Source organism: Actinomadura formosensis NBRC 14204 (assembly GCF_001552155.1).
GTDB classification, from domain to species: domain Bacteria; phylum Actinomycetota; class Actinomycetes; order Streptosporangiales; family Streptosporangiaceae; genus Spirillospora; species Spirillospora formosensis.
Map to the genome: position 1 here is coordinate 1 of NZ_BCQQ01000061.1, position 24,528 is coordinate 24,528.

Genomic DNA, 24,528 nt, shown 5'->3' on the forward strand with positions numbered 1-24,528 from the left:
TGGCGGGCACGCGCCGCCGCCGCGACCGGGCCCGCGCGTTCGCCGCCCGCCTGGCCGCCGCGCATCCGATCGGCCCGCAGTGGCGCGGCTGGCTGCGCCCCGGCACCATCGTCTGCCGCTGCGAGGACACCACCTACGGCGACCTCTGCCGCGTGGCCGAAGACCCCGCACAGGGCGCGGCCCGCGCCGTGAAACTCTCGACGCGCGCCGGGCTGGGCCCCTGCCAGGCCCGGATCTGCGGCCCCACAGTCGCCGATCTGCTGTCCGGCCGGGTGGACGCGGCGAACCCGCACCACCGCCCCATCACCCAGCCGATCCGGCTCGCTGAACTTGCCAATCCCCCTAGTGACACACATGACCCAAAGGAGAGCGCCCGATGAGTGGCACCCAGCTTCAGAGTCTCGGCGGCGTCATCGTGGCCACGGCGCTGCCGTACCGCGAGGATGCCGCCGCCCCCGCCGGGCTCGCCGTCGACCATGACGCCTACGCCGAGCACTGCCGCTGGCTGGTCGACAACGGCTGCCGTGGAGTCGGCCCCAACGGGTCGCTGGGCGAGTACTCGGCGCTCACCGACGAGGAGCGCCGCCGCGTCGCCCGCACCGCCGTCGAGGCCGTCGGCGCCGACGGTGTCGTGGTCGTCGGTGTGCACGGCCCCGGTTTCCACCAGGCGCGGCAGTGGACGGAGATCGCCGCCGAGGACGGCGCGGACGGCGTGCTGTGCCTGCCGCCCACCATGTACCGGGCCAACCCCGCCGAGGTCATCGCCCACTACGAGGCCGTCGCGTCGGTCGGGCTGCCGGTCATGGTCTACAACAACCCGATCGACACCAAGGTCGACCTGACGCCCGAGCTGCTCGGTGAGATCGCGCAGATCGACGGTATCGTGGCGGTGAAGGAGTTCTCCGGTGACGTCCGGCGCGTCCTGGAGATCAAGGAGAGGGCGCCCGGCCTGGAGGTCGTCGCGGGCGCCGACGATGTGGTTCTGGAGTCTTTGCTGGTGGGTGCGACCGGCTGGTTCGCCGGCTTCCCCAACGTGTTCCCCGCCGAGTCGGCGCGGCTGTACGAGCTGGCCACCGCCGGGAAGCTGGAGGAGGCCCGCGCCCTGTACGAGCCGCTGGTCGCGGCGTTCCGCTGGGACTCGCGGACCGAGTTCGTCCAGGCCATCAAGCTCGGCATGGACCAGGTCGGCCGGTACGGCGGCCCGTGCCGCCCGCCGCGCGGGCCGCTCAGCGCCGCGCAGCGCGCCGCCATCACCGCCGACATGGACCGCGCTATCGCCGCGCTCCGGGAGCAGGCCGCCTGATGCGCTCGATCCGGTCGATCAGCGCGGTCGACTCGCACACGGAGGGGATGCCGACCCGGGTCGTCACCGGCGGCGTCCCCCCCGTCCCCGGCGCCACCATGGCCGAGCGCCGCGACCACGCCATCCGGCACCTGGACGGGCTGCGCCGCTTCCTGGTGGACGAGCCGCGCGGCCATTCCGCGATGAGCGGCGCGCTGCTGCAGCCCCCGACCCGGCCGGACGCCGACTGGGGCGTCCTCTACGTGGAGGTCAGCGGGTTCCTGCCGATGTGCGGGCATGGCACCATCGGCGTCGCGACCGTCCTGGTCGAGACCGGGATGGTGCCGGTGACCGAGCCCGAGACGATCGTCCGGCTGGACACCCCGGCGGGGCTGGTCGAGGCGCGTGTCGCCGTCCGCGACGGTGTCGCCGAGCACGTCACCCTCCGCAACATCGCCTCGTTCGCGCTCCGGCAGGACGCCGTCGTGTCCGTGCCGGGGCTCGGCGACGTCCGCTACGACCTGGCCTACGGCGGCAACTTCTACGCCATCACCGACCTTGAGCCGCTCGGCCTGCCCTTCGACCGGGCGCGCAAGGACGACATCCTCAAGGCCGGGCTGGCGATCATGGCCGCGATCAACGACACCGATCCGCCCGCCCACCCGGCCGATCCGCTGATCACGGGCTGCAAGCACGTCCAGTTCCTGGCGCCCGGATCCAGCGCCCAGCACTCGCGCAACGCGATGGCCATCCACCCCGGCTGGTTCGACCGCTCACCCTGCGGCACCGGCACGTCCGCGCGCATGGCGCAGCTGCACGCGCGCGGCGAGCTTCCGCTGCACACCGAGTTCGTCAACGAGTCCTTCATCGGCACCCGCTTCACCGGACGGCTGGTGGGCGCCACCGAGGTGGCCGGGCTCCCCGCCGTCATCCCCGAGTTCACCGGGCGGGCCTGGATCACCGGCACCGCCAACTACCTGCTCGACCCCGCCGATCCCTTCCCCGAAGGTTTCGTTCTCTGACAAGGAGTCGCGATGACACCGGACCAGGCCGTCAGCGCCGCCGTGTCCGCCGCGCCCGGATGGGCGTCCGCCGCACCGGAGACGCGTGCCGGTGCCCTGGTGGCCGTCGCCGGCGCGCTGGAGGCCGCCCGGGACGAGCTGGTCGCCCTCGCCGACGAGGAGACCCACCTCGGTCCCGCCCGGCTGAACGGCGAGCTCACCCGGACGACGTTCCAACTGAGGCTGTTCGCCGACGAGGTCCGTGCGGGCGCCTTCTATGACGCCCGCATCGACGCACCCGACCCGGCATGGCCCACCGGCCCCCGCCCCGACCTGCGCCGGTACCGCACGGCCACCGGGCCCGTGCTGGTGTTCGCCGCGAGCAACTTCCCGTTCGCGTTCAGCGTCGCCGGCGGCGACACCGCGTCGGCGTGGGCGGCGGGCTGCCCCGTCGTGGTCAAGGCGCACCCCGGCCATCCGCGGCTGTCGCGCCGGACCGCGGAGGTCATCGCCGGCGCCGGTCTCCCGGACGGGGTGTTCGCCCTGATCGAGGGCGAGGACGCCGGCGTCGAGGCGCTGCGGCACCCCGGTCTCGCCGCCGCCGCGTTCACCGGCTCCGAGCAGGGCGGCCTCGCGCTCGCGCGGATCGCGGCGGAACGCCCGGTGCCGATCCCCTTCTACGCCGAGATGGGCAGCGTCAACCCGGCCGTGGTCACGCCCGGCGCCGCCGAGGCGCGCGCCAAGGAGATCGTCAACGGCTACACCGCGTCCCTCACCCTGGGCGCGGGCCAGTTCTGCACCAACCCCGGCCTGATGTTCGCCCCCGCCGCGCTGCTGGACGGGATCGCCGGGCGCCTCCGGGAGATCGCCGGCGCCCCGATGCTGAACGACCGCATCAGGTCCGGTTACCTGGTCGCCGCGAGCACGCTGGACGCACGTCCCGGCGTCCGCCGCCTCGTCTGGCCGGACGACGAGATGTCCCTGACGCCCCGCCTGCTCACCATGGACCTGGACGCCTTCAAGGCCGACCGCGACGCGGCGTCCGAGGAGTGCTTCGGGCCGCTCGGGCTCGTCGTCACCTACGACCGCCTCTCCGACCTCCCGGACGTCCTCGCGGCCCTGCCCGGCCAGCTGACCGCCTCCCTGCACGCCGAACCCGGCGAGACGGGGGACCTCGCGGACCTCGCCGCCGTGCTCACCGGCCGCAGCGGGCGCGTCCTGTGGAACCAGTGGCCCACCGGCGTCTCCGTCACGAACGCGATGCAGCACGGTGGCCCCTACCCGGCCACGACGGCACCCGCCACCACCTCGGTGGGCACCGCCGCGATCGAGCGCTTCCTGCGTCCCATCGCGTTCCAGGGCTGGCCGCAGGACCTCCTCCCGCCGCCCCTCCGCGACGACAACCCGTGGAAGGTCCCGCAGACCCTTCGCTGACCGGCCGGTCTCAGGCGCGCGGGTACGCGGTGGGATGGGTGTCGTCGGTGTCGTAGCCGAGGTCGTGCACGACATCGACGACGCCCTCGGTCGCGGCCGTCATGCGGACGACGATGGGGATGAGGCTCTTCAGCTCGACGCGCCCGGTGAGGTGCACGACCCCTTCCTGGACGCGGACGTGCAGCTCGGCGGGGTCCTGCCACAGCTTGCAGATCAGGACGTCCCGGATGACCTCGTCCCGGATGTCGGCGTCGGAGCGGTGGAACACCCGCAGCAGGTCGCGGCGGGCCACGATGCCGGCGAGGTGCCCGTCGTCGGCGACGACGGGCGCGGCCTTGAAGCCGTGGGCGTTCAGCAGCCGGGCCGCCTCGGGGATCGGGGTGTGCGGGGCGACGGTCACGACCGGGGCGCTCATCAGCCCGCGGGCGTCGACGGCCCCCGCCTTGGCCTCGGCCTCGGCGTGCCGTCGCAGCCTGAGCCGCCGCTGCTGGACGGGGCCGCCCTTGTACTCCTCCTTGCGGAGCAGGTCGGCCTCGCTGACGATGCCGGCGAGGCGGCCGCCGTCGTCCAGCACGGGGACGGAGCTGATCCCGTGCTCGGCCATGGTGTCCGCGATCTCGGCGAACGGGGTGTCCTCGGTCACCGTCACGACCTTGGTCGTCATGACGTCCGCTACGGTCCGGCGTTTCATGGTCTCCTCCAGGGCTCGGCGGTGGTCAGACGGTCTCGGTGGACGTGGCGGTGTGGTCGGCGCAGATCACGACGGGGCAGGTCGCCCTCGTGCGCACGACCGGGACGGTGTCGCCGCCGAGCGGGTTGCCGTGCTCGGAGTGCGCCCGGGCGCCGAGCACCAGCAGTTCGGCGTGTTCCGCCGCCTTGACCAGGGCCATTCCGGGTTCCCCGCGCACGATCCGGAGCCGGGTCGTCAGGTGCTGGCCGCGGGGCAGCGCGTGCGCCACCAGGTCGCGCAGCCGCAGCCATTCCCGGGCGGTGCGCAGCGGGCGGGGCCCGGCACCGCCGTCCGGCTCCAGGACGCGGACGACATCGAGGCGTGCGCGTCGCTCGGTGGCCTCGCGGGCGGCCCGGCGCAACGCGGCCATGGAGTTGGGGGACCCGTCGACGCCGACGACGACGGAGCGGTATTCGGGCAGGACCTGCATCGCTGACCTCCGTGTCTCACCTCCACACTCACACCCGGACCGGGCACGGGTCAGTGCCGAGCGTCCTTCCTGCCCGGGACCTTCGGCTCTTACCCGCAAGGACCACGCGCCTCACGCTGGACACACGCCAAGGAGCCTGAAACAGGAGGTGAGCGAGGTGCTCGTCGTCCACCGTGAGAACGATGCCTTCGCCGTGCTCGTCCGGGACCACGTCATCCATGTGGATCAGCCGTACGCGGCGGGCGGGATGGATCGCGGGCCGACAGCGGTGGAGTTGTTCGTGGCGTCGCTGGCCGCCTGCGCGGCGCACTACGCGCGCCGCTACCTGGCGCGGCACGGCCTGCCCGCCACGGGGCTGGAGGTCAGCGCCGACTTCGCCATGGGCGCGGGCAGCCCGGCCCGGGTGTCACGCGTCGACCTGCGCCTGCGCCCGCCCGCCCGGCTCTCCGACGAGCAGATCAAGGGGATGATGGCCGCGGTCGGACGCTGCACGGTCCACAACTCGCTGATCGATCCGCCGCGTATCGGCGTTCACCTGGAGAGCGAGGCCCAGGCCGCTTGACCGGGCACGGGCGGGACGGAGGGGGACGGGACCGGCGTGTCAGCCGGTCTCGTCCGAGGTGTCGATGCGCTCGGTGGTCACGCCCCCCGCGTGCAGCGGGATGCGCCGGCCGGTGATCTTGTGCGGGGTCAGCCGCACGATGTACGCCTTGGTGGAGCGGATCCACGGGGCGAGCGCCAGAGCCCGGAGGCGCTCGATCTCGGCCGGGTCGGTGATCAGCTCGGGGCGGCCGGTGACCAGCACGCTCCACGCGGTGCGCAGCGCGGGTTCGAAGTCGTCCGCCTCGAAGGTGAGGGGACGGCCGTTCCGGATGGCGTCGAGCTTGGCGCCGGCCGCGGTGGCGAAGACGAGCGCGTCCCCGTCCAGGAGGAAGTTGACCGGCAGGACGGTGACGGTCCCGTCGGTCTCGGCCCAGGCGATCCGCCCCACCGGGATGTTCTGGAGCAGGTCCAGGCAGGCGGCGGTGTCGAGTGGCTGCAGGTCGGCGGTCATGTTCCCTCGATGATGTCACACGCGCCCGGGGGCGCCGGAGGCGAGTAGACCCGCGCCCAGCGCGGTGGTCATGCCGCCGAGGCAGCTCACCAGCAAGGTCAGCTGCCAGGCCTGGTACGCCGACATCAGCGAGGCCCGCAGCATCTCGCCGGTGAAGGCGGTCCGCTGGAGTTCGGCCAGTTTCTCGTCGTCGCCGCCGTTCGCCCGCGCCTCGGCCAGTCCGGCGCCGAGCTGCGCGTAGGTGCGTCCGCCGGTGGCGCCGGCGAGATTGCGCTTGATCAGCCTGGCGTAGGCCCGGGCCTGTCTCCCGGTCTCCACCCGCCGTCCGGCGTAGGCCGCCAGGTCGTCCGGGATACGGCCCTCGTCCGGGAAGGTGATCTCCTGTGCGGCCAGTTCGCCGCGGATCTCCCTCCTGCCCTGGCCGGCGCGCACCAGCATCGCCGGCCCGGCGACGAGCATGGCGGCGCCGACGGCGTCGAGCGGGGACACTCCACGACAGGACTTCTTACGCATGCGGTGCATCTCCTTCACGGCCTTCCACACCTGTCCGAGCCTGCCGTGACAACGGGGCGGCGAGTAAGGGCTTTGGTCCTGATCAGCGGGGCCGTTCGGCCCCGGACACGGTCACGGGACGTTCGCCCCTGCCGTCCCCCGCCCCGCCGATTCCACGCTGGAAGCGGACAGACGACTGACGAAGGAGGGGGCTCATGCAAGCGCTGGTGTACCACGGACCCGGCCGCAAGGCATGGGAGGAGGTTCCGAAGCCGCAGATCGTCGAGGACGGCGACGCGGTGGTGCGGGTCGACGCGGTGACGATCTGCGGAACCGACCTGCACATTCTCAAGGGGGACGTTCCGGCGGTGACCGACGGGCGCATCCTCGGCCACGAGGCGGTCGGCACCGTCGAGTCCGTCGGCCCGTCCGTACGGACCGTCAAGCCCGGCGACCAGGTACTGGTGTCGTGCATCACCGCGTGCGGGACGTGCCGGTTCTGCCGCGAGGGCCGCTACGGGCAGTGCCTGGGCGGTGGCGGCTGGATCCTCGGCCACAAGATCGACGGAACGCAGGCCGAGTACGTGCGGGTGCCGTTCGCCGACACCTCGGTCTACCCGCTTCCCGAGGGCGTCCCCGCGCAGGACGTGCTGATGCTGGCCGACATCCTGCCGACCGGCTACGAGGTCGGCGTGCTGAACGGCGCCGTCCAGCCCGGCGACACCGTCGCGGTGGTGGGCGCCGGCCCGATCGGCCTTTCGGCGATCATGGGCGCGCAGCTCTTCAGCCCCGGCGGCATCATCGCGATCGACCAGGCCGACAGCCGGCTGGACGCCGCCAAGCGGTTCGGCGCCGACACCACGATCAACAACTCCCGGGAGGACGCACTGGAAGCCGTCCGGGAACTGACCGACGGACTCGGCGCGGACGTGACCATCGAGGCCGTCGGCGTCCCCGACACCTTCGAGCTGTCGGTGGCACTGGCCCGCCCGGGCGGCCGGATCGCCAACATCGGGGTGCACGGCGCCCCCGCCTCACTGCACCTGGAGGAGCAGTGGATCCGTGACATCACGATCACGACGGGCCTGGTGGACACCTTCTCCACGCCCACCCTGCTCCGCCTGCTCGCCGGCCGCCGCCTCGACGCCGGCCGGTTCATCACCCACACCTTCCCGCTGAACGAGTTCATCGAGGCCTACGAGATCTTCGCCGACGCCGCCCACACCGGCGCCCTGAAGGTCGTCCTGACCCGCTGAACCCGGGAGAGCCGCAGCCGCGCCGTGCTCGACGGCGCGGCTGCGGCTCTCCCCGGTCTCAGCCATCGGCGAATCCGGCGTCGGTTCCCCTGGCCTGCTCTTCCTCGGTCATGCGTATCCGGAAGAGGCGGAATGCGCATCGTCGGTTTCGGTGGGCTGCTCAATGGGAGCGCCCGTTCGCGGGCCGCGCGGGAAGAGGCGGTCACCCGGATGCACGCATGGGGTTATCTGGACACCGAGGCGCCGGGACCCGACGGGGGCGGCGACGGGCACCGGGCACCCTCCGAGCGCGCCAAGGCGGGCGCCTCCCGGTCGAGGAAGGGCTGACGGCGATGACGACGATGTCTCGCGAGAAGTACGCGAGCATGTACGGCCCCTCCGAGCCCAATGTGCTGCCGGCGTCGACCAACCCGACACTGCCGTACACGGCGGGCTCGGTCGACGAACTGCTCGACATGACCATGGTCTGCCATCACCACAGCTACGACGTCCCCGAGGACCTGGCGTTCGCCGAAAGCCGCGTCCGCGCCGAGACCATCGCCGCGGAGACCGTCCTTCACGACCTCGGCATCATCAGCATCATCGGCTCGGACTCCCAGGCCATGGGGCGGGTCGGTGAGACGGTCACCCGGGCCTTCCAGGTCGCGCACCACTGCAAGGACAAGCGCGGCCCCCTGCCCGAGGACTCCTCGCGCAACGACAACCACCGTGTCCTGCGCTTCCTGGCCAAGGTCACCATCAACCCGGCCCGCACCTGCGGCATGGCCGACACGATCGGGTCGCTGGAGGACGGCAAGCTCGCCGACATCGTGCTGGGGCCGATCCGCTCCTTCGGGGCGAAACCGTTCATGGTCATCAAGGGCGGGCTGATCAGCTGGGCCCAGACGGGGGACCCGAACGCCTCGCTTCCCACCCCGCAGCCGGTGTACTTCCGGCCGGCGTTCGGGGGGGTCGGCAAGGCGCTGCAGAAGACCTGCGTGACCTTCATGTCGGATGCGGCGATCTCCGAGGGCGTGCCCGAGAAACTCGAACTGGAGCGGCTCGTCCAGCCGGTACGGCAGTGCCGCACCGTCGACAAGCGGCACATGATGCACAACTCCACGCTGGCGGAGGTCAGGGTCGACCCGGAGACCTACCGGGTCACCGTCGACGGGGAGCCCGTCACCATCGAGCCGGCGACGAAACTGCCGTTGAACCGGCTGTTCTTCATCGCATGACACGCGGGGCCGCGGAGACCGAGGGGCTGGAGCGGCTGCTGGCGCAGCTCCAGCTCACCGACTCCGGTTTTCCCAGCGGGCTGTACACGCTCTCGCACGGCTTGGAGGGCTACGTCCAGCTCCGTCTCGTCGAGCCGGAGGACCTGCGCGACCTGGTCCGCGACCTGGTGCGCGCGGCGGGCACCGCCGATGCCGCGGCGCTCGCGCCGGCGCACCGGGCGGTGGCCGCGGACGACTGGGACCGGCTGGTGGAGACCGACCGGAGACTGCACTCGATCAAGCTCAACCGGGAGCAGCGGACGGCCTCGGTGCGCACCGGCCGGCAGGTCCTGGGACACCGCCGGCCCCGCGTTCGGGTCGGTCCCCGCGGCACGGCTGGCCCGGCTGGTCGCGGACGGTGCGGCGCCCGGCAACCACGCGGTCGTCGTGGGGGCCGTGCACGCGGGGCTCCGGGTGCCCGTCCGGGACCCCCGGCGGTCCGCCGCCGGCGAAGCGATCGGCGGGCTCGCGCGCCGGCTACGGCTGCTGGCCCGGGCGCTGTCGCAGACCCGCCCGGTACCCGCCGAGGAACCGCCGGCGGCCGGCGGTCCCGTCCGCCGCCCGCAGGCGGCACAGAGGACCACGGGGGAGCGGGCCAATGGCCGGAACGACCTGCTCGGCGCGGCCGTCATCGGGCAGATCACCCGGTCCATCGATCGCATCGACAGCATTCTCGAGTCGGCCCGGCGCACACTCGGCGGCGGGCTGCGACTCGCCCCCGCCGTCCACTGGAAACGGCCGCGGGGCGCGCCCGGCACGGTGGCGGCCGCGATCGTCCAGGCCGCGCGGGCCCGGTCCCCGCAGTTCCGGCACGCCGCCCGGGTCGCCGTACTGGTCACCCTGGCGATGGCGATCTCCACAGGTCTCCGGCTCGCGCACGGGCAGTGGATGGCGGTGACGGTCCTGGTCAGCCTGCGCGACACCTACGGGCAGACGATGGCGCGGGTCGGGCAGCGGATCATCGGCAGTGTGCTGGGCAGCGTGATCGCGGCGGTGGTGCTGGCCCTGGCCCCCGCCCCACCGCACGCCGTGCTGCTGATGATGGTGTTCGCCATGGTGGGATTTACGCTCCGGCCGGTGAGCTACGCGTTCTGGATGGTGTGCGCCACACCGCCGCTCATGATGCTGATGGATCTCACCTTCGTCTCTCACTGGTCCGTCGCCCTGGAGCGCATCGGACTCATCGCCGGCGGAGGGCTGATCGCGGCGGTGGGAGCCAGGGTGCTCTGCCCAGGGGAGCAGCGCAGCAGTTGCCCGCAAGGACGGCCGGACTGCTGTCGGCGGCCGCGGATCTGACCCGCGCCGCCGCGTCGGTCGTCGACGGGGATCTGCCCGGCCTGCCGGCCGACCGGCTCGCCGCCACCAGAAAGGCCATCGACGGCATCGCGGACCTGCGGACCAGGCTGGAGAACGAGCCGGGTCGCGACACCGGGCGGATCGGGCGGCTGACCGCGATCGTCCGGGCCGCCCGGCACATTCGCGACCGCCTCATCGCGGTGGCGGGCCTGCCCCCGCAGAACCTGGGGGAGGACGCCCCGGTCGCCCGCGTCCTCGACCGGCTGGCCGACGTCGTCGAGGCCGCCGCCGCTCACGATGACTCCAGCACGTCCGGCCGGCTCGACCTCACCGGCCAGTTCGCCGCCCTGGACGATCAGATCGCGCTCCTGACCGGTCCGGGTCGTCGGAGCGGCGCCCGGGAGCGAAGGCTGAGCGGGCTCGTCCCGGCCCGCCACATCCTGAGCGCCTTGGCGGACGACGTCAACGAACTGATCACTGCGCTCGCCCCGGCACCGCCGCGATGACGTTCTCCTGCCCGCCGCCCGGAAGGCACAGCACGGAGGGGTGCCGTTGGTCGTGGAGCACCGTCTGGTGGGCGACCACGTACTCCCAGGGGTGCGCGGACGCCTGCGGGGCGCCGGTGTTGCGGTTGGGGTCCTTGGCCGGAAAGTCGCTGCTGGTGACCTGGAGCCGGATCCGGTGCCCTGCCCGGAACCGCCAGGACGTCGGGTTCATCGGGATGCGGAACTCCGTGACGGCATTCGGGGTGAGCGGTTCCGGGTCGGACAGCGATCGCCGGTAGCGGGCACGCAGCGTGCCCTGGCTGACGTTCACCGCGCGCTCACCGGGACCGACATCGACAAGCCGGACGACCCAGTCGGTGTCCACGGCCGAGGACGCGGCGTAGAGGGTGACCGTGGGCACTCCTGTGCACTCCAGGCCGTCGGTGAGGGGCTCGGAAGAGTACACCAGGACGTCGTTGCGGACTTCGACCGTGGCTTGGCACGCCTGGCCCATGGGGGAGGCGGCACGATTGCAGCAGGAGTTCCCTCCGGCGCTGGGCACCGGGTTGCTCGGGTCGCAGATGAACACATCGGCCGGGGAGTCCGGTGCCGGAGAATCGGGCGACAGCCGGCCGTCACCGGACCGCGAGTTGGCCTGCCCCTGCGACGCGAGGTACAGACGCACTGTTGTTTCGCCGGGCGGCCAGGTGGGTGCCGTCTTCCACTGGTTCGCGCCCATGACGAAGTAGCTGACCCCCGGATCGTCGTCGGGTGCGTCGCCTGGCCGGGTGCCCCGCGGTGGTTTCAGCCACCGGTCGAACCACGCGGTTTGCGCGGGGTCGACGCGGTTGCGGAAGCTGGGCCCCAGCGTGGGGCCGGCGGCTTCCGGCGCCCACGGCATGTGGATCCACGGGCCCATCATCAGGCGCTGTTCGCCTGCGCCCGCTCGCCGGGCGAGTTCCCCGTAGTTGCGCACCGTGCCGGCGGCGAAGACGTCGTACCAGCCACCGATGTGCAGGCATGGCACGGTGATCCGGTCGTAGCGTTCGGGGAGTCCGATCGAGGACCAGTAGTCATCGCGTGTGTCGTGCTTGAGCCAGTCGAAGAAGTAGGGGGCCACGCCGGTCTCCCGCAGCAGGCGCAGCTGGTCCAGGGGGCGCTCGTGGAACATCCGGGGGAAGTCATTGGCCTGGGCGTGGAGCCGGGCCGCCGCCTTCCAGTCGCGGGCATGGACGGCCTCTTGCATGGCGAGCATCTGCACGGTCCACGACAGGACGAACGCGAGGTTCAGCACGCCGCCCTCATACATCCAGCCGTCGAAATAGTCACCGGCTGTGAACGCGGGTACGCAGCACTTGAGGGACGGAGGGTTCTCCGCGGCGGCGAGTAGCTGGGTGGCTCCGGCGTAGGAGAACCCGTACATCCCCACGGAGCCGTTGCTCTCCGGCAGCGTGGCCGCCCACTCGACGGTGTCGTACCCGTCGTGGGCCTCCTGGCGGAGCGGGTCGAAACGTCCGTCGGAGGCGTACCGGCCACGGCAGTCCTGGATGACGACGACATAGCCCTGGCCTGCGTACCAGGAGGGGTGCTGGTAGACGAACGACTGCGCGACGTCCTTGTTGTAGGGCACCCGCATCAGCAGCACCGGATACTCGCCGGCGTCCGCGGGGCGGTACACGTCGGATCGCAGCACGGTGCCGTCGCGCATGGTCGCCGGGACGTTGCGGGACACCCGGACTCCCCCGGCGAGCACGCTCTCGCGAACCGCGGCCCTGCCGGCTTCCGTCGATGTGCCGTTGGCTGCACCCATGTCCATCATTGGACCCGCTGCGGTGTCGCGGTGTCGCGGCGGGCGGCCATGAGCTCGATCTCGACGCAGATGCCGAACGGCAGTTCGGCCACTCCCACGGCGCTGCGGGCGTGTGCTCCGCGCTCGCCCAGCAGCTCGTAAAGCACCGAGGAGGCGCGGTCGATGACAGTGCTCTGCCGAGTGAAGCCGGGGGCGCTGCGGACGAACGCCGTGAGCTTGATGAGCCGGTCCACCGACTCGACGCCGCCCACGGCCGCACATGCGGAGGTGAGCGCGTTCACCGCCGCGACGGCCGCGGCCTGCTGCGCCTGTTCGACGGTGACGTCCCCGCCGACATAGCCGCTGTGGAGACGCCGGCCGTGGAGCATCGGGCCGACGCCGGAGGTGTAGATGACGCCGCCGTGGATCACCGCGGGGCGGTAGCTCCCCTTGGGGCTGGGCGGGTCCGGCAACTCGATTCCCAGCAGTGCCGCTCGCTGCTGGAGCACTTCCGCGGTCAGCGGGGGTTCGGTGGACATGGTGCCTCTCGTTCGCTGGTCGGTCCGGTCGCGGCTAGAGCATCGCCACCACGTTGGCCGGTGATCCGATGCCACCGCGCAGGTTCATGGGGGCGCTGACGAGCAGGAAGTCCCAGGCGCCTCGCGCCCGGCACCGCTCGCGCAGGTCGCGCAGCTCCCACAGCTCGCCGATCGCCATTCCCAGATGGCCGATGAGGCTGGAGTGCAAGAACCCGAACGGCCGGGCCTCGGGGCTGCGGTCCGGTGGCCACACCTCGACGCCGAGCGAGTCGGCGGCCACGGCTGTCACGCCGCTGTCCCACAGGAAGCGGGCGGTGTCCTCGGTGTGGGCCAACCCGGCGGCCGTCACGTCCGGACCGGCCTGGGACACCGCGGCGCGTGCGTCGCCGTCGAGGCCGAGGTACCAGTCGAGATATCCGGTGTAGAGCAGCAGGATGTCGCCGAACCTCAGGGTGGTCTGCTGCGCCGTCAATGCGGCCTGGACGTCCTCGACCGACATCGCGATGGGCTCACCGGGGCCGTAGTCGCCATGCCGCTGCCTCATGGCGGTGTCCATGTCCACCAGCACGCCGCGCCCGGCGATTCCGCTCCGAGCCCACACGTCGATGCCGTTGACCTCGCCGGACAACTGCTGCTCAAGGGTCGTCCCGCCGAAGAACACGCCGGGATGGGCGCCGATGTGGTTCAGGGCGTCCCACTGGGAGCTCACCTGCGGGTACAGCGCGTCCACACGGTCGTCGAGGACGAGCCCTTCGCGTTTGGTCTCCACGCTGTGCTCCAGCCGCGCACGGCCGAACAGCGGCGGGTCGATGACGTCCAGGGCCGCGTTCAGGCTGACCAGTTCGCCGGTCCGCGCCGAGCGCAGTGCCTCCAGGCGGGTCTGGTCGTCGATCAGGCCGAGCGCCCCGACCCCGGCGCATTGCGGGAGGTCCCAGGCGTGCCGGCCCCCGTAGGGGGACAGCGGAAGGTCGTCGTAGCGGGGAACAGGGCGCTGAGGGGTGCTCATGGGTCGGCTCCGGTCGGTTCGTTGGTTCGATGTCGGGATGGGTTGAGCCCGTCTCAGGAGGCCGTTTCCCCGCCGTGGGCGATGTCGAGGTATCGGGCGGCCTGCTGTTCGAACTCGGCCCAGTTGTGCTCCTCCAGGTTGGTGCCCCCCAGGAGCTTGTGCCCGACCCCTACCGACACGGCTCCGCACTGGAGGAACTCGTGGGCCATGGACGCGTCGACGCCTCCGGTCACCAGGAAGGGGACGTCCGGGATCGGCTCGCGCAGCAGCCGGAAGTAGTCGACTCCGGCGGGGGCGGCGGGGAAGAGCTTGACCAGGTCGGCGCCGAGTTCGCGAGCGGTCACCGCCTCGGTGGCGGTGTAGGCGCCGGGAATGGCGAGCATGCCGTTCGCCCGGGCGGCCGAGATCACGGGTCCGCTGGTGACCGGGGAGAGCACCATCCGCGCACCCGCGTCGCGGACACCGAGAACGTCATCGACCGAGCGGACGGTTCCCGCGCCGATGAGCGCCTGGTCCCCGAAGGCGTCCGCGAGCAGGCGGATCGCGGTGAGCGCCTCCGGTGTCGTCAGGGACACCTCGAATGCGCGGTAACCGACGTTGACGAGGCGCTCGGTGGCGGTGGCGATGTCCTTGGGGGAGGGGCCGCGGAAGATCACGACCAGGCTGGGCACCGGTGAGCCGGTGGTCTCGGACTTCATCTGCTGGATCGTCTCCTTCTGGGCGTCGATTCGGTTTCCCCCGGCGGCGGGTGTCAGGTGGTGCCGGCGGCCGGCGTGGCCATGTAGTCGCGGATGGAGCGGGCGAGGTCGAACCGCGGGGTGAACCCGGCACGGCGGATCATCCGGTCGTCCACCGCCGGGACGTTCAGCCATGGTGCGGTGCCGGCCACGTGAATGGGCGTCTCGGGCGCCGCCTGCAGGACGGCCTCGCGCACCTGGCGCACCGACGCCTGATAGCCGTTGACGAGGACGATCGGGCCCAGGTCCTGCTCCGTCAGCCAGGCGACGGCTCTTCCGGCGTCGCGGACGTAGAGAAGGTCCCATGGCTCGGTGGAGTCCGGCACGGTCACCTCGCGTCCCTCGACGCCGGCGTCGACCATGTCGCCCAAGCAGGACTGAACCCCTCGGTAGCGCAGCCCCGGGCCCCAGATGAGGGTGGGGCGGACGGCGGTCGCCCGCACACCGTGGGTCGTCCGGTAGGTGCGGATCAGCTGCTCGCCGAGCACCTTCGTGGCGGCGTAGACCGAGCCGGGGGCGAGCAGGGAGTCTTCGGAGACCTTGGGCGCGGTGTAGCTGGCGGTCGGACCGTAGACGGTCGTCGAGGAAAGCCACAGCACCCTGGTCCCGGGTCGCCGGGCGGCGATCTCAAGGATGTGGAGGAGGCCGTGCACGTTCACGTCAACGGCGCCCGGGGGATTCTGCTCGGCGGACTTCCCCAGCCCGAGACCGCGGTGGGAGTAGGACGCGAGGACGATGATCGTCTCGGCCCGGGCTTCGGCCACCGCCTCCTCCAGCGTGTGCCGGTCGGTCACCGACCCCTGGTGCCGGCTGTAGCGGTCCGGCTCGCCGGGCGCGGCGGCGGGCGGCGCCGAGCCGGGCCGGTCGAAGATGTGGATCGAGGCGCCGCCGGCCGCGAGCGCGGCGGCCGTGTGCCGGCCGAGGAAGCCGTTTCCGCCGACGATCAGCACGTTGCCGGGGCTCACGCCGTCCTGCCCTGCGAGCCGTCGGCCGAGCGGACATCGGCTTCCTTGTGGCGGCTCGCCAGGTTGTGGCGGATGCGCGATATGTGCGCTCTGGCGACCGCCTCGGCCGTTTCGGGCGGGCCCTGGCGGATGGCGGTGTAGATGGCCTGATGCTCCAGGAGCGCCTGCTGGTGCCAGGTGGCGTCGGCCGCCATCATCGCAAGGGCGACCATGTCCTGGACGCGTTCGAGCGAGGCCCGCAGGTGCTCGTTGCGCGCCGCCGCGCGGACCCGCGCGTGGAACTCCATGTCGAGCGTGAGGTGCCGGTCGTGGGCATCCGCGTGCAGCGCCCGGGAGTGCTCTTGCAGGAGCGCGCCCATCTCGGCGATCTCCTGCTCGGTCGCCCGCTCGCACGCCAGGCGCGCGGCCATGCCCTCAAGCGCTTCCCGGAGCTCGTACAGGCGCAGCACGCTGGACACGTCCATGGCGGCCACCACGGCACCGCGATGGACCTCCTCGGTGGCCAGCCCCGCCTGGACCAGCCGCTGGACGGCTTCGCGGACCGGGCTGCGGCTGAATCCCAGTTCCTCGGCGAGACTTGGCACACTGAGCCGGGTGCCCGCGGGCAGCTTGCGGGCCAGGATGTCGGCTCGCAGCCGTTCGTAGACGTCGTCGGCCGTTCGGGACCGCCGGGGCATGCTGTCCAGCTCGTTCGGCACCTGCCGCGCTCCTTTTTCCTGCCCGACCCCTCCCGGGGCCGCGCCAACCCTTCGGAATATTACATGCAACATCATCGCATCCCGCCACCCGGCCGCGCAGGAGTTCTGGTGCGTTCTCCCAGAAATACCTGCGTATGCTGGGTCGGCAGCCTATTTACATGCAACATGCAATCCGCTACGGTCATGCGACCTGGAACACACCTCGACGTGAGGGAGGCCCGATGTCGATCAAGTGCGGCGTCACAGGAGCCCGGAAGCTGCTCGCCATCGCCACCGTTGCCGCGCTGGCCGTAATGGGCTGCGCTGCGGAGGAGAAGAAGGGATCCGGTGCCGGCGGCAAGGACCTGACTCAGGTCCGTGTCGCGTTCAACCCCGGAACGGCGACCCGCCTGTACGCGGCGCTCGCGAGCGGGCTGTTCGAGAAGCACGGGCTGGACGTCAAGCTGGTCCAGTTCGAGAGCGGGGCCGCGACGAACGCCGCGTTCGCCTCGGGCGGTGTGGACGTCGGCTACGCCGGCATCCCGGGCATCCTGGCCAGCCGCCTGTCCAGCGACACCCGCGTCTTCATGGTCGACAACGACGGCGCGGACGCCGGGGGGCTGGTGGTCACCAAGGACTCGGGCATCTCCCGCATCGAGGACCTGAAGGGCAAGAAGATCGGCACCATGGTCGGCACGACGGCCTGGATGGGGCTGATCAGCGCGCTCAAGGCCAAGGGCATCGACCCGTCCCAGGTCAAGATCGAGAACGTCAGCCCGCCCGCGTGGATCCCGGCGTTCAACAAGGGGGACGTGGACGGCATCTGGGGCTGGGCCCCGCTGATCTACCAGATGGACGACGCCGACGGCACCATCGTCGCGACGGACTCCGCCTACATGCGCAACCCGCTGCTGTGGCAGGTGCGCGGCAAGTTCCTGAGCGAGCACCCGGAAACGGTGAAGTCCTTCGTGGCCGCCTACGACGAGGCGTCCGCGCTGGTCGAGAAGGGCGACGCGGCGTTCCTCGCCAGGATGCAGAAGATGACCGGGACCGACGAGGCCATGGTGAAGCGGACCGTCGAGGCGGTGAAGCCGGTGGGGGTGAAGGAGACGGCGACCGGTGACTCGCCGTACTCCATGACGGACCCGCAGGGGCTGGAGGCGATCATCCGCTCCTGGACGGACGTGCTGGTCGAGCACAAGATCCTCCAGAAGCGCCCCGAACTCAAGGGCCTGGTGGACCCGTCCGCGATCCAGAAGTACCTGGCCGAGTAGGTGCCGGTCCGTTCCGCGCGTCCCGTGGACAGCCGTCGCGGAGAGGTGCCATGAGGAGAAGGAGTACGGGTCCAGGTATGGAGCAGAGCATGACTCTCGCGCCGCAGAAGACCACCGACACACCGCCACGTTCCCGCCGGCCGGTTCGAGCGCTGGGCCGAGTGCCCCTGGGGCTCGTCGGGCTGCTCGGCATCCTCGCGCTGTGGGTGATCGCCGTCGACGGCGGCCTGGTCGAGGAGAAGTGGCTGCCCGGCCCAACCGATCTCGTCGCGCACACCTGGATGTTGATCACCGAAGGCTACCGGGGTACGCCGCTGGCCACGCATGTGCTGGTGAGCATCCGGCGCACCGCGATCGGGTTCTCCATGGCCGTGCTCTTCGGGATTCCGATCGGTCTGGCCATGGGCCGCTACCGGTCCGTCGGCGCTCTGCTGGGCCCGGCCTTCGCGCTGCTGCGGCCGATCCCCCCGATCGCGTTCATCCCCCTGGCCGTGCTCTACCTCGGCCTGGGGGAGTCGTCGAAGATTCTGCTGATCTTCCTGGCGCCGTTCATGTTCATCGTGCTCAACGCCGAGGCCGGCGTCCGGTCGGTGTCCTCGTCGTGGATCCGGGCCGGGCAGATGCTCGGGTTCTCCCGGCGCCAGATGTTCACGCGCGTGATCCTGCCGGGGTCCCTGCCCAGCATCATGGTGGGGGTGCGCACCGGAGCCGCCGTCTCGTGGGCTCTGGTGGTCGCCGCGGAGCTGATCTCGGCCCAAGAGGGCCTCGGCTACATGGTCGCCTCGGCGGGCAACTTCTTCGATCTGAAGACCGTCTACGCGGGGATCTTCCTGATCGGCATCATCGGTTTTCTGCTCGACATCGCCGCCCGAGAGGTCGAGAAGCGGCTCTTGCACTGGCAGGGAAGGTAGGACATGACGGCGACGCACGAGGACGCCTTGCTGCTCCGGGAGGTCGGCAAGTCCTACGGGGACTTCACCGCGGTGACGGACGTGTCGCTGGCGGTGCGGCAGTCGGAGATCGTGTGCCTGGTCGGCCCGAGCGGCTGCGGGAAGAGCACGCTGCTGAACATCATCGCGGGGTTCGAGAAGGCCACCGGCGGTGACGTGCTGATCGGCGGCCGGCCGATCACCGGCCCCGGTCCCGACCGCGCCGTGGTGTTCCAGCAGGACGCGCTGTTCCCCTGGCTGAGGGTCTTCGAGAACATCACCGCCGGGGTGAGGGCGCGCAGGGTGCAGGGGTACGAGGCGCGGGCCGAGGAACTGCTGCGCCAGGTCCGGCTTGAGGATTTCCGGCGCAGCTACCCCTACCAGCTGTCGGGCGGCATGCGGCAGCGGGCGTCGATCGCCCGCGCGCTGATGAGCGACTCCAAGGTCCTGCTGATGGACGAGCCCTTCGGTGCCCTCGACGCGCAGACCCGCGGCGAGATGCAGGGGCTCCTGCAAGAGATCTGGACCGCCTACCGGCCGACGATCGTCTTCATCACCCACGACATCGAGGAGGCGCTCGTCATCGGTGATCGCGTCGTCGTCATGGGGGCCTCGCCCGGCCGGATCCTGGAGACCCTCCAGGTCGACTTCCCCCGGCCGCGCTCGCTGGAGCTCACGACGAGGCCGGACTTCAACGAGATGAAACGCCGGATCCTGCATCTGCTGCACCCGAAGATCTACACGGCCTGAACCAGGTGGGTGCCCCGCGGCGTGCCGGGCAACGGAGAAGGGATGAGCCGGTGAGCTCACTGATCGCCGAGCGACTACGAGTGACGATCCTCTCGGCCGCGCTCGATGACGAGGTGCGGATGTCGTTCTCAAGTCTGCGTGCGCGGCGTGCCTGCATCGTCGAGGTCGAAGCCGGCGGACTGGTAGGCGTCGGAGAAAGCTGGATCAACTATCCCGACTGGGGGTACCGCGAGCGCGTCGCCACGCTGTGCGATGGCATCGCCCCGCTCCTCCTTGGTACGGACGTCTCCGATCCGGTCGCGGTCCAGCGGAGGCTGACCACGACGATGCTGGCCATCGGCCGTCAGTGGGGCGCCCCCGGGCCCATCTGGCAAGCGATCAGCGGGGTGGACCTGGCGCTGTGGGATCTTCGGGGGAAGGCCGAGGGCAAGCCCGTCGCGGCTCTGCTCGCGTCCTCCCCGGCAAGGACCTCGGTGAGCGCGTACGCCAGCGGCATCGGCCCGGACCGCGTGGACCACTGGTGCAAGATCGCCGTCGCCGGCGGGTTCCCGGCGGCGAAGGTGAAGCTGGGGTTCGGCCCGGACCAGGACCGGGCGACACTGCGGACCGCGACGGCGGTTCTCGGTGCGGACGTCGACCTGCTCGCCGATGTCAACCAGGGCTGGACGGTCGACGAGGCGTGCGAGATGGCGCCGGACCTGCTCGCCCATGAGGTGAGATGGCTTGAGGAACCCGTCGCCGGGGACCGCCTGGAGGATCTGGAGGAACTGGCGGACCGGACCGGCGTACCCCTCGCCACCGGCGAGAACGTCTACGGTCTGCCGGAGCTGCTGCGCTATGCGGACTCCCCGGCGGTCAGCACGATCCAACCGGACCTGGCCAAGTGCGGCGGGATCACCATGACATCGCGGGTCGCCGCTCGCGCGGCCGAGACCGGCACCGCACTCGCCCCGCACTGCTACGGCTCCGCGGTCGGTATCGCGGCCAGCCTCCAGCTGGCCGGAGGTTTCCCGGCCGTTGGACCGATCGAACTGGACGTCCGCGACAACCCGTTCCGCACCGATCTCGTCTCCCCGCCCCTCCGGCTGGACGGTGGCCGGCTGGAAATCCCGACCGGACCCGGGCTGGGGTTCGAGCTCGACCACGACACCATGACCCGATACCGGCTCCACCAGGAGGAACGCACCCGCCATGACCTCTGACTCGACCGCGACCGCCCTCCTGCCCCGGGTCGAGGGCGTCTGCGCCGCCGCCGTGGTGGCGGGCACACCCCGTGGCGGCCCCGACCATGAAATCCCGGACCCGGCGACCGGAGGCCGCTACGACCGGGTCGGGTGGGCATCGCGGGGCGACGTGCACGATGCCGTCCAAGCGGCGCGCGGCACCCTCCCGGCATGGGAAGGCACCCGGCCACGACGGCGTGCACAGGTGCTGCGCGCCATCGCCGCCGAGATCCGCGACCACGCCGACGCCCTTGCCGTCCTCATCATGCGGGAGACCGGCAAGCGCGCGGCGGAGGCACGGGCGGAGGCCGTCTTCTCCGCCGAGTACTTCGACTGGTTCGCCGACGCCGCGACCATGCCGACCGGGGCGCACCTGCTCAACGGCGACAAGAGATACCTCGTGGGGAGCCGGCCCGTCGGGGTGGTGGCCGCGGTGACGCCGTGGAACTTCCCGCTGTCCATCCCCGCCCGCAAGGTCGCGGCCGCGCTCGCGGCCGGCTGCCCCGTCGTGCTGAAGCCGTCCGAACTGACCCCGCTGTCCGCCCTGGCCATGCTGACCATCATCGAGCGGCACGCCCCCGCGGGCCTGGTGAACATCGTCAACGGCGATGGCGAGGAACTCACCGGCGCACTGGTCGACCACCCGGACATCGCCGCGGTCACCTTCACCGGGTCCACACGAGTCGGCACGCTGGTGGCCCAGCGGGCGATGAAGACCATGACACGCGTCACCATGGAACTGGGCGGGATGGCGTCTTTCATCATCGACGCGGACGCCGACACCGAGCTCGCCCTCGACGTCCTGCTGGTGGCCAAGTTCAGGAACAACGGCGCCTCCTGCATCGCGGCCAACAACGTCTACATCCACCGCGACCTCTACGACGAGATCGTCCCGGCGCTCGCGGACCGGATCTCCTCACTGCGGGTAGGCGCGCCCGAGGCCGGCTCCACCGACGTCGGGCCGCTCCTGCGTCCCGAGCACACCGAACGGCTGCACACCCTCGTCTCCGAGGCCGAGCAGCAGGGGTGCCGCACGTGGAAGGCCGAGATTCCGGAGCAAGGCTGGTTCTACCCGCCCACCCTGGTCGCCGCCTCTACCCGGACCTCCCTGTGGTCGGAGGAGATCTTCGGTCCCGTATGCGCGGTGCGTCCCTTCCAGGACGTCGACGAGGTCGTCAATGAGGTGAACTCCCGGGGCACCGGCTTGGCCGGCTACATCGTGTCCGCCGACACCGAACGCGGCCTCACGACCGCGGCACGCCTCAACGTGGGCATCGTGGGCATCAACAACGGAGCCCCCAACACGCCCGAAGTCCCGTTCGGAGGCGTCGGCCTCGCCGGAATCGGCCGCGAAGGCGGCATCGAAGGGATGCGCGAATTCCTGGAGCCCCAGACGATCACGCTGGCGCGGTAAGGGGGCGCCCAGAAGGCCCGGGGCAGGGACGAGTTCGCCCGGCAAACCATCTTCTTTCGGGATGTAACCGGGAAATCGCCCATCCAGTGATCTTGCCGGTCTAGGCTGGGCGGTGGCCCAGCACCGGGAAGTCTGGAGGTCCCTGATGGCCAGTGAGAGGCCCGAGTACGAGGGGACGCCGGACCCGCCCCCCTTCGACACCAGCGTCGCGCACATCGCCCGCGTCCAGGACTACTGGCTGGGCGGCAAGGACAACTACGCGCCCGACCGGGAGGCCGCGGAACAGGCGATGGCGGCGCTGCCCGACCTGGTCGCCTCGGTGCGCAACACCCGGGCGTTCCTGGCCCGCGCCGTGCGCTTCCTGGCCGCCGAGCGGGGCGTGCGGCAGTTCCTGGACATCGGCACCGGCATCCCGGCGGCCAACAACACCCACGAGGTCGCGCAGGCCGCCGCCCCCGAGAGCCGCGTGGTGTACGTCGACAACGACCCGATCGTGCTCGCGCACGCCCGCGCCCTGCTCACCGGTACCCCGGCCGGCGCCACCTCCTACATCGACGCCGACATCCGCGACACCGGCACGATCCTGAACGCCGCCCGGGAGGTCCTGGACTTCGACCGGCCGGTCGCGGTGATGCTGATCGCGATCATGCAGTACGTGCCGGACGAGTCCGACCCCTACGGGGTGGTCCGCACGCTGGTGGACGCGGTCCCCGGCGGCAGCTATGTGGCGATCTCCCATCCGGCCACCGACATCCAGGCCGCCAGGATGGCCGACATGGCCGACCGGCTGAACCAGACCATGGCCGAGAAGCTCACCCTGCGCAGCCGCGACCAGGTGGCGGCCTTCCTCGACGGCCTCGACCTGGTCGACCCCGGCCTGGTGCGGGCGCCCGAGTGGCGCCCGGACGACCCGGCCCTGGCCTCCACCCCGTCCACCATGTGGAGCGGCGTCGCCCGCAAGCCCTAGCGGGCGGCGTTGGGGGCGTTGCACACGCGGCCGGCGGTGGTGGCCGCCCGGCCCCCCGCCCGTGGCGACCTCCAACACCGAGGTCTGCGCCTTTTCATCTTGATCGCGCTGGTCACAGCGCGGTTCCGTTAGACCGGAGCCGGTACATCGCGCTCTGATCGCTCATCGCGGGCTCACGCCCGTCCGCCGCCGGCGAGCACGATGCGCTCGAGACCGGCCGGGGAACAACGCAGCCGCGCGAGGACGCCGCGCCACTCGGTCCGCCGGATGTTCACCGTGACGTACGCCGAAGTGCCGGGACCGTGGGCGATGGGGAGACCGTCGCGGTGCATCCCGTGATGACGCCGAACTTGGTCAGACGCTCGACTTGCGCGTAGGCGTTGGCGCGAGAGATGTGGACGCTCTCGGCGAGCTGCCGCATCGAGATCCGCCCGTCGAGTTCGAGCGCTACACCCGGCCGGCCGGCTCGTGGACCAGCCGCCGGCCCCGCTGCCGCCGGATGAGGTTCTGGTGCGCGCACACCAGGCGCTGGTGGTCGGACGCCGCATCAACGACCAGGCGTACGCCTCCGTCCTGGGCGAGCGGGACTGGCTGTTCCCCACCCACCGCGACACCGTGTCGATCGTGGGGCGGGGCGTCGATCCCGTCGACGCCCTCGTGCTCCTGCGCGGTGACTGGCACAGCGGATACGACCCGGCGGCCACCCGTGTCGCGCCGCAGCGACGCCGCTCGCGACGCAACGAATGTGGTCCGGCGACGCCGCGAGCCGTTCCCTCGGCATGGAGATCGTGTGCGTCGGCCGGGTGCGGCGACGGTCACCATGGTCGTCCGCCCTGACATGATCAACAGCTGGGACATCTGCCACGGCGGGTTCGTGGCGAGCCCGGCCGACTCGGCGTTCGCTCTCGCCTGCAACTCCTACGGGGAGGTGACGGTGACGGCGGGGTTCGACATCACGTTCCTGGAGCCGGCACGCCTGGGCGACACGCTCGTTGCGGACGCGTCGAAGCGGTCGCGCCGTGGCCGCAGTGGCCTGTACGACGTGACCGTCACCCGGATCTCTGGTCAGGCGCCCGTCGTCGTGTCCGCCGCCTCAGCCATGAACCTCAGTTTCGCGCAACCCCGCGCCGAAGTTGTGCTCGCTGATGCCCCCATGACTGATGGGGGCATCGACCTTCAAGATCGAAAAAGGGCTTCGGAGTGATCTCCGAAGCCCCTCTGACCTGGTCTCCCGTGTCGGGGTAAGAGGGTTCACCCTGAACCCCACCCTACGCCGCTACGTCCGGGAAAAGCGCAGGCCAGCGGACAACTAGCCCTCCCTAGCCCAGCTCACCCCTGAAACCCACTCTCGCTAGCAACATCCGAAAGCACACGCAAGGCCACTCTTAGTGACAGCTAGCGTGGGGCTGTAGCCCTTTCGACGCGGAACTCCCGGCGGACGTCCGGGAGTTCCGCTATATCCGGAATAAGTCCCGCTGCCATTAAGCAGCCTGGGGTAATGCTCATCATCACGAAAGCCATCAAAGGAGGCAACGCCCCTTA

The 24,528-nt window shown here is 71.2% G+C and carries 30 protein-coding genes and 1 pseudogene; 19 read left to right on the forward strand and 12 right to left on the reverse strand.

Annotation, left to right across the window (positions count from 1 at the left end; all coding sequences use genetic code 11):
- The 4 genes from AF1_RS17350 to AF1_RS17365 form a co-directional block, all read left to right on the forward strand.
- Positions 1-380, forward strand: a 380-nt coding sequence (locus AF1_RS17350; protein ID WP_169804042.1) for a (2Fe-2S)-binding protein, incomplete at its 5' end; no start/stop codon positions are given.
- Positions 377-1,303, forward strand: a complete 927-nt coding sequence (locus tag AF1_RS17355; RefSeq protein ID WP_067799776.1) for a dihydrodipicolinate synthase family protein — start codon at positions 377-379, stop codon at positions 1,301-1,303. The genes AF1_RS17350 and AF1_RS17355, both read left to right, overlap by 4 nt.
- The gene (locus AF1_RS17360) at positions 1,303-2,304 is read left to right on the forward strand and encodes a proline racemase family protein (RefSeq protein WP_067799779.1); all 1,002 of its coding nucleotides are present in this window, start codon (positions 1,303-1,305) and stop codon (positions 2,302-2,304) included. The genes AF1_RS17355 and AF1_RS17360 overlap by 1 nt, the downstream gene beginning before the upstream one ends.
- 12 nt (positions 2,305-2,316) lie before the next feature.
- The gene (locus AF1_RS17365; RefSeq protein WP_067799783.1) at positions 2,317-3,717 is read left to right on the forward strand and encodes an aldehyde dehydrogenase (NADP(+)); all 1,401 of its coding nucleotides are present in this window, start codon (positions 2,317-2,319) and stop codon (positions 3,715-3,717) included.
- A gap of 10 nt (positions 3,718-3,727) precedes the next feature.
- Here AF1_RS17365 and AF1_RS17370 read toward each other — a convergent pair whose 3' ends face one another.
- On the reverse strand, positions 3,728-4,408 hold the full coding sequence (locus AF1_RS17370) for a CBS domain-containing protein (protein ID WP_067799786.1): 681 nt from the start codon (positions 4,406-4,408) through the stop codon (positions 3,728-3,730).
- A 25-nt stretch (positions 4,409-4,433) separates the two neighbouring features.
- Positions 4,434-4,877 (reverse strand): universal stress protein, encoded by a 444-nt coding sequence (locus AF1_RS17375; RefSeq protein WP_067799789.1) that lies wholly within the window; start codon positions 4,875-4,877, stop codon positions 4,434-4,436.
- A gap of 148 nt (positions 4,878-5,025) precedes the next feature.
- Here AF1_RS17375 and AF1_RS17380 point away from each other — a divergent pair, with 148 nt between their 5' ends.
- Positions 5,026-5,439, forward strand: coding sequence for an OsmC family protein (locus AF1_RS17380; protein ID WP_067799792.1), 414 nt, complete (start codon positions 5,026-5,028; stop codon positions 5,437-5,439).
- A gap of 39 nt (positions 5,440-5,478) precedes the next feature.
- Here AF1_RS17380 and AF1_RS17385 read toward each other — a convergent pair whose 3' ends face one another.
- The gene (locus AF1_RS17385; RefSeq protein ID WP_067799795.1) at positions 5,479-5,931 is read right to left on the reverse strand and encodes a pyridoxamine 5'-phosphate oxidase family protein; all 453 of its coding nucleotides are present in this window, start codon (positions 5,929-5,931) and stop codon (positions 5,479-5,481) included.
- 15 nt (positions 5,932-5,946) lie between these two features.
- Entirely contained in the window at positions 5,947-6,444 is a 498-nt protein-coding gene (locus tag AF1_RS17390) for a hypothetical protein (RefSeq protein WP_131732894.1), read from the reverse strand.
- A 194-nt stretch (positions 6,445-6,638) separates the two neighbouring features.
- On the opposite strand from AF1_RS17390, the gene AF1_RS17395 reads away from it, so the two are divergent.
- The 6 genes and pseudogenes from AF1_RS17395 (at position 6,639) to AF1_RS17415 (ending at position 10,737) form a co-directional block, all read left to right on the forward strand.
- Entirely contained in the window at positions 6,639-7,679 is a 1,041-nt protein-coding gene (locus tag AF1_RS17395; RefSeq protein WP_067799801.1) for a zinc-dependent alcohol dehydrogenase family protein, read from the forward strand.
- Positions 7,680-7,811: 132 nt separating this feature from the next.
- A complete protein-coding gene (locus AF1_RS17400) occupies positions 7,812-8,006 on the forward strand; it encodes a hypothetical protein (RefSeq protein ID WP_067799804.1) in 195 nt (64 codons plus the stop codon).
- Between the two features lie 5 nt (positions 8,007-8,011).
- A complete protein-coding gene (locus AF1_RS17405) occupies positions 8,012-8,896 on the forward strand; it encodes an urease subunit alpha (RefSeq protein ID WP_242608974.1) in 885 nt (294 codons plus the stop codon).
- Positions 8,893-9,168 (forward strand): annotated as a pseudogene (locus AF1_RS36425) (urease accessory UreF family protein); the annotation flags it as partial. The gene AF1_RS17405 and the pseudogene AF1_RS36425, both read left to right, overlap by 4 nt.
- A gap of 154 nt (positions 9,169-9,322) precedes the next feature.
- Positions 9,323-10,231: an FUSC family protein gene (locus tag AF1_RS36430; protein WP_067799807.1), complete on the forward strand. Its 909-nt coding sequence runs from the start codon at positions 9,323-9,325 to the stop codon at positions 10,229-10,231.
- Positions 10,186-10,737: a hypothetical protein gene (locus tag AF1_RS17415; RefSeq protein WP_067799809.1), complete on the forward strand. Its 552-nt coding sequence runs from the start codon at positions 10,186-10,188 to the stop codon at positions 10,735-10,737. The genes AF1_RS36430 and AF1_RS17415 overlap by 46 nt, the downstream gene beginning before the upstream one ends.
- On the opposite strand, the gene AF1_RS17420 is transcribed toward AF1_RS17415, so the two are convergent.
- The 6 genes from AF1_RS17420 to AF1_RS17445 are packed head-to-tail and all read right to left on the reverse strand — an operon-like array spanning position 10,706 to position 16,450.
- Positions 10,706-12,526, reverse strand: a complete 1,821-nt coding sequence (locus AF1_RS17420; RefSeq protein ID WP_165488438.1) for a CocE/NonD family hydrolase — start codon at positions 12,524-12,526, stop codon at positions 10,706-10,708. The genes AF1_RS17415 and AF1_RS17420 overlap by 32 nt on opposite strands.
- A 5-nt stretch (positions 12,527-12,531) precedes the next feature.
- Positions 12,532-13,044: a RidA family protein gene (locus AF1_RS17425; RefSeq protein WP_067799815.1), complete on the reverse strand. Its 513-nt coding sequence runs from the start codon at positions 13,042-13,044 to the stop codon at positions 12,532-12,534.
- Between the two features lie 34 nt (positions 13,045-13,078).
- A complete protein-coding gene (locus tag AF1_RS17430) occupies positions 13,079-14,050 on the reverse strand; it encodes a cyclase family protein (RefSeq protein ID WP_067799818.1) in 972 nt (323 codons plus the stop codon).
- A gap of 53 nt (positions 14,051-14,103) precedes the next feature.
- On the reverse strand, positions 14,104-14,748 hold the full coding sequence (locus AF1_RS17435) for a bifunctional 4-hydroxy-2-oxoglutarate aldolase/2-dehydro-3-deoxy-phosphogluconate aldolase (protein WP_067799820.1): 645 nt from the start codon (positions 14,746-14,748) through the stop codon (positions 14,104-14,106).
- A 53-nt stretch (positions 14,749-14,801) separates the two neighbouring features.
- Positions 14,802-15,752 carry an NAD-dependent epimerase/dehydratase family protein gene (locus tag AF1_RS17440; RefSeq protein WP_067799823.1) on the reverse strand — a complete coding sequence of 317 codons (951 nt, stop codon included), beginning with the start codon at positions 15,750-15,752 and terminating at the stop codon, positions 14,802-14,804.
- Positions 15,749-16,450, reverse strand: coding sequence for a GntR family transcriptional regulator (locus AF1_RS17445; protein ID WP_067799826.1), 702 nt, complete (start codon positions 16,448-16,450; stop codon positions 15,749-15,751). The genes AF1_RS17440 and AF1_RS17445 overlap by 4 nt, the downstream gene beginning before the upstream one ends.
- 221 nt (positions 16,451-16,671) lie before the next feature.
- Here AF1_RS17445 and AF1_RS17450 point away from each other — a divergent pair, with 221 nt between their 5' ends.
- The 6 genes from AF1_RS17450 (at position 16,672) to AF1_RS17475 (ending at position 22,986) form a co-directional block, all read left to right on the forward strand.
- Positions 16,672-17,703: an ABC transporter substrate-binding protein gene (locus AF1_RS17450; RefSeq protein ID WP_067799829.1), complete on the forward strand. Its 1,032-nt coding sequence runs from the start codon at positions 16,672-16,674 to the stop codon at positions 17,701-17,703.
- 89 nt (positions 17,704-17,792) lie between these two features.
- Positions 17,793-18,614 carry an ABC transporter permease gene (locus AF1_RS17455; RefSeq protein ID WP_131732892.1) on the forward strand — a complete coding sequence of 274 codons (822 nt, stop codon included), beginning with the start codon at positions 17,793-17,795 and terminating at the stop codon, positions 18,612-18,614.
- A gap of 3 nt (positions 18,615-18,617) precedes the next feature.
- The gene (locus tag AF1_RS17460; RefSeq protein WP_067799834.1) at positions 18,618-19,382 is read left to right on the forward strand and encodes an ABC transporter ATP-binding protein; all 765 of its coding nucleotides are present in this window, start codon (positions 18,618-18,620) and stop codon (positions 19,380-19,382) included.
- A 50-nt stretch (positions 19,383-19,432) separates the two neighbouring features.
- Complete coding sequence (locus AF1_RS17465; protein WP_131732891.1) at positions 19,433-20,584, forward strand: mandelate racemase/muconate lactonizing enzyme family protein; 1,152 nt, start codon at positions 19,433-19,435, stop codon at positions 20,582-20,584.
- Entirely contained in the window at positions 20,574-22,019 is a 1,446-nt protein-coding gene (locus AF1_RS17470; protein WP_067799839.1) for an aldehyde dehydrogenase family protein, read from the forward strand. The genes AF1_RS17465 and AF1_RS17470 overlap by 11 nt, the downstream gene beginning before the upstream one ends.
- Positions 22,020-22,164: 145 nt before the next feature.
- Entirely contained in the window at positions 22,165-22,986 is an 822-nt protein-coding gene (locus AF1_RS17475; protein WP_067799842.1) for an SAM-dependent methyltransferase, read from the forward strand.
- Between the two features lie 173 nt (positions 22,987-23,159).
- Here AF1_RS17475 and AF1_RS35895 read toward each other — a convergent pair whose 3' ends face one another.
- Both AF1_RS35895 and AF1_RS37060 read right to left on the reverse strand, forming a co-directional pair.
- Entirely contained in the window at positions 23,160-23,318 is a 159-nt protein-coding gene (locus AF1_RS35895) for a hypothetical protein (protein WP_207394169.1), read from the reverse strand.
- Positions 23,258-23,506: a winged helix-turn-helix transcriptional regulator gene (locus AF1_RS37060; RefSeq protein WP_407642236.1), complete on the reverse strand. Its 249-nt coding sequence runs from the start codon at positions 23,504-23,506 to the stop codon at positions 23,258-23,260. Before AF1_RS37060 ends, AF1_RS35895 begins: the two co-directional genes overlap by 61 nt.
- Between AF1_RS37060 and AF1_RS37065 the strand changes: the two genes are divergently transcribed.
- Together AF1_RS37065 and AF1_RS36910 are read left to right on the forward strand one after the other, a co-directional pair.
- Positions 23,497-23,823 carry a hypothetical protein gene (locus AF1_RS37065; protein WP_407642235.1) on the forward strand — a complete coding sequence of 109 codons (327 nt, stop codon included), beginning with the start codon at positions 23,497-23,499 and terminating at the stop codon, positions 23,821-23,823. The genes AF1_RS37060 and AF1_RS37065 overlap by 10 nt on opposite strands.
- Before the next feature lies 1 nt (position 23,824).
- Complete coding sequence (locus AF1_RS36910) at positions 23,825-24,190, forward strand: hotdog domain-containing protein (RefSeq protein ID WP_306303169.1); 366 nt, start codon at positions 23,825-23,827, stop codon at positions 24,188-24,190.
- Positions 24,191-24,528: the final 338 nt, after the last annotated feature.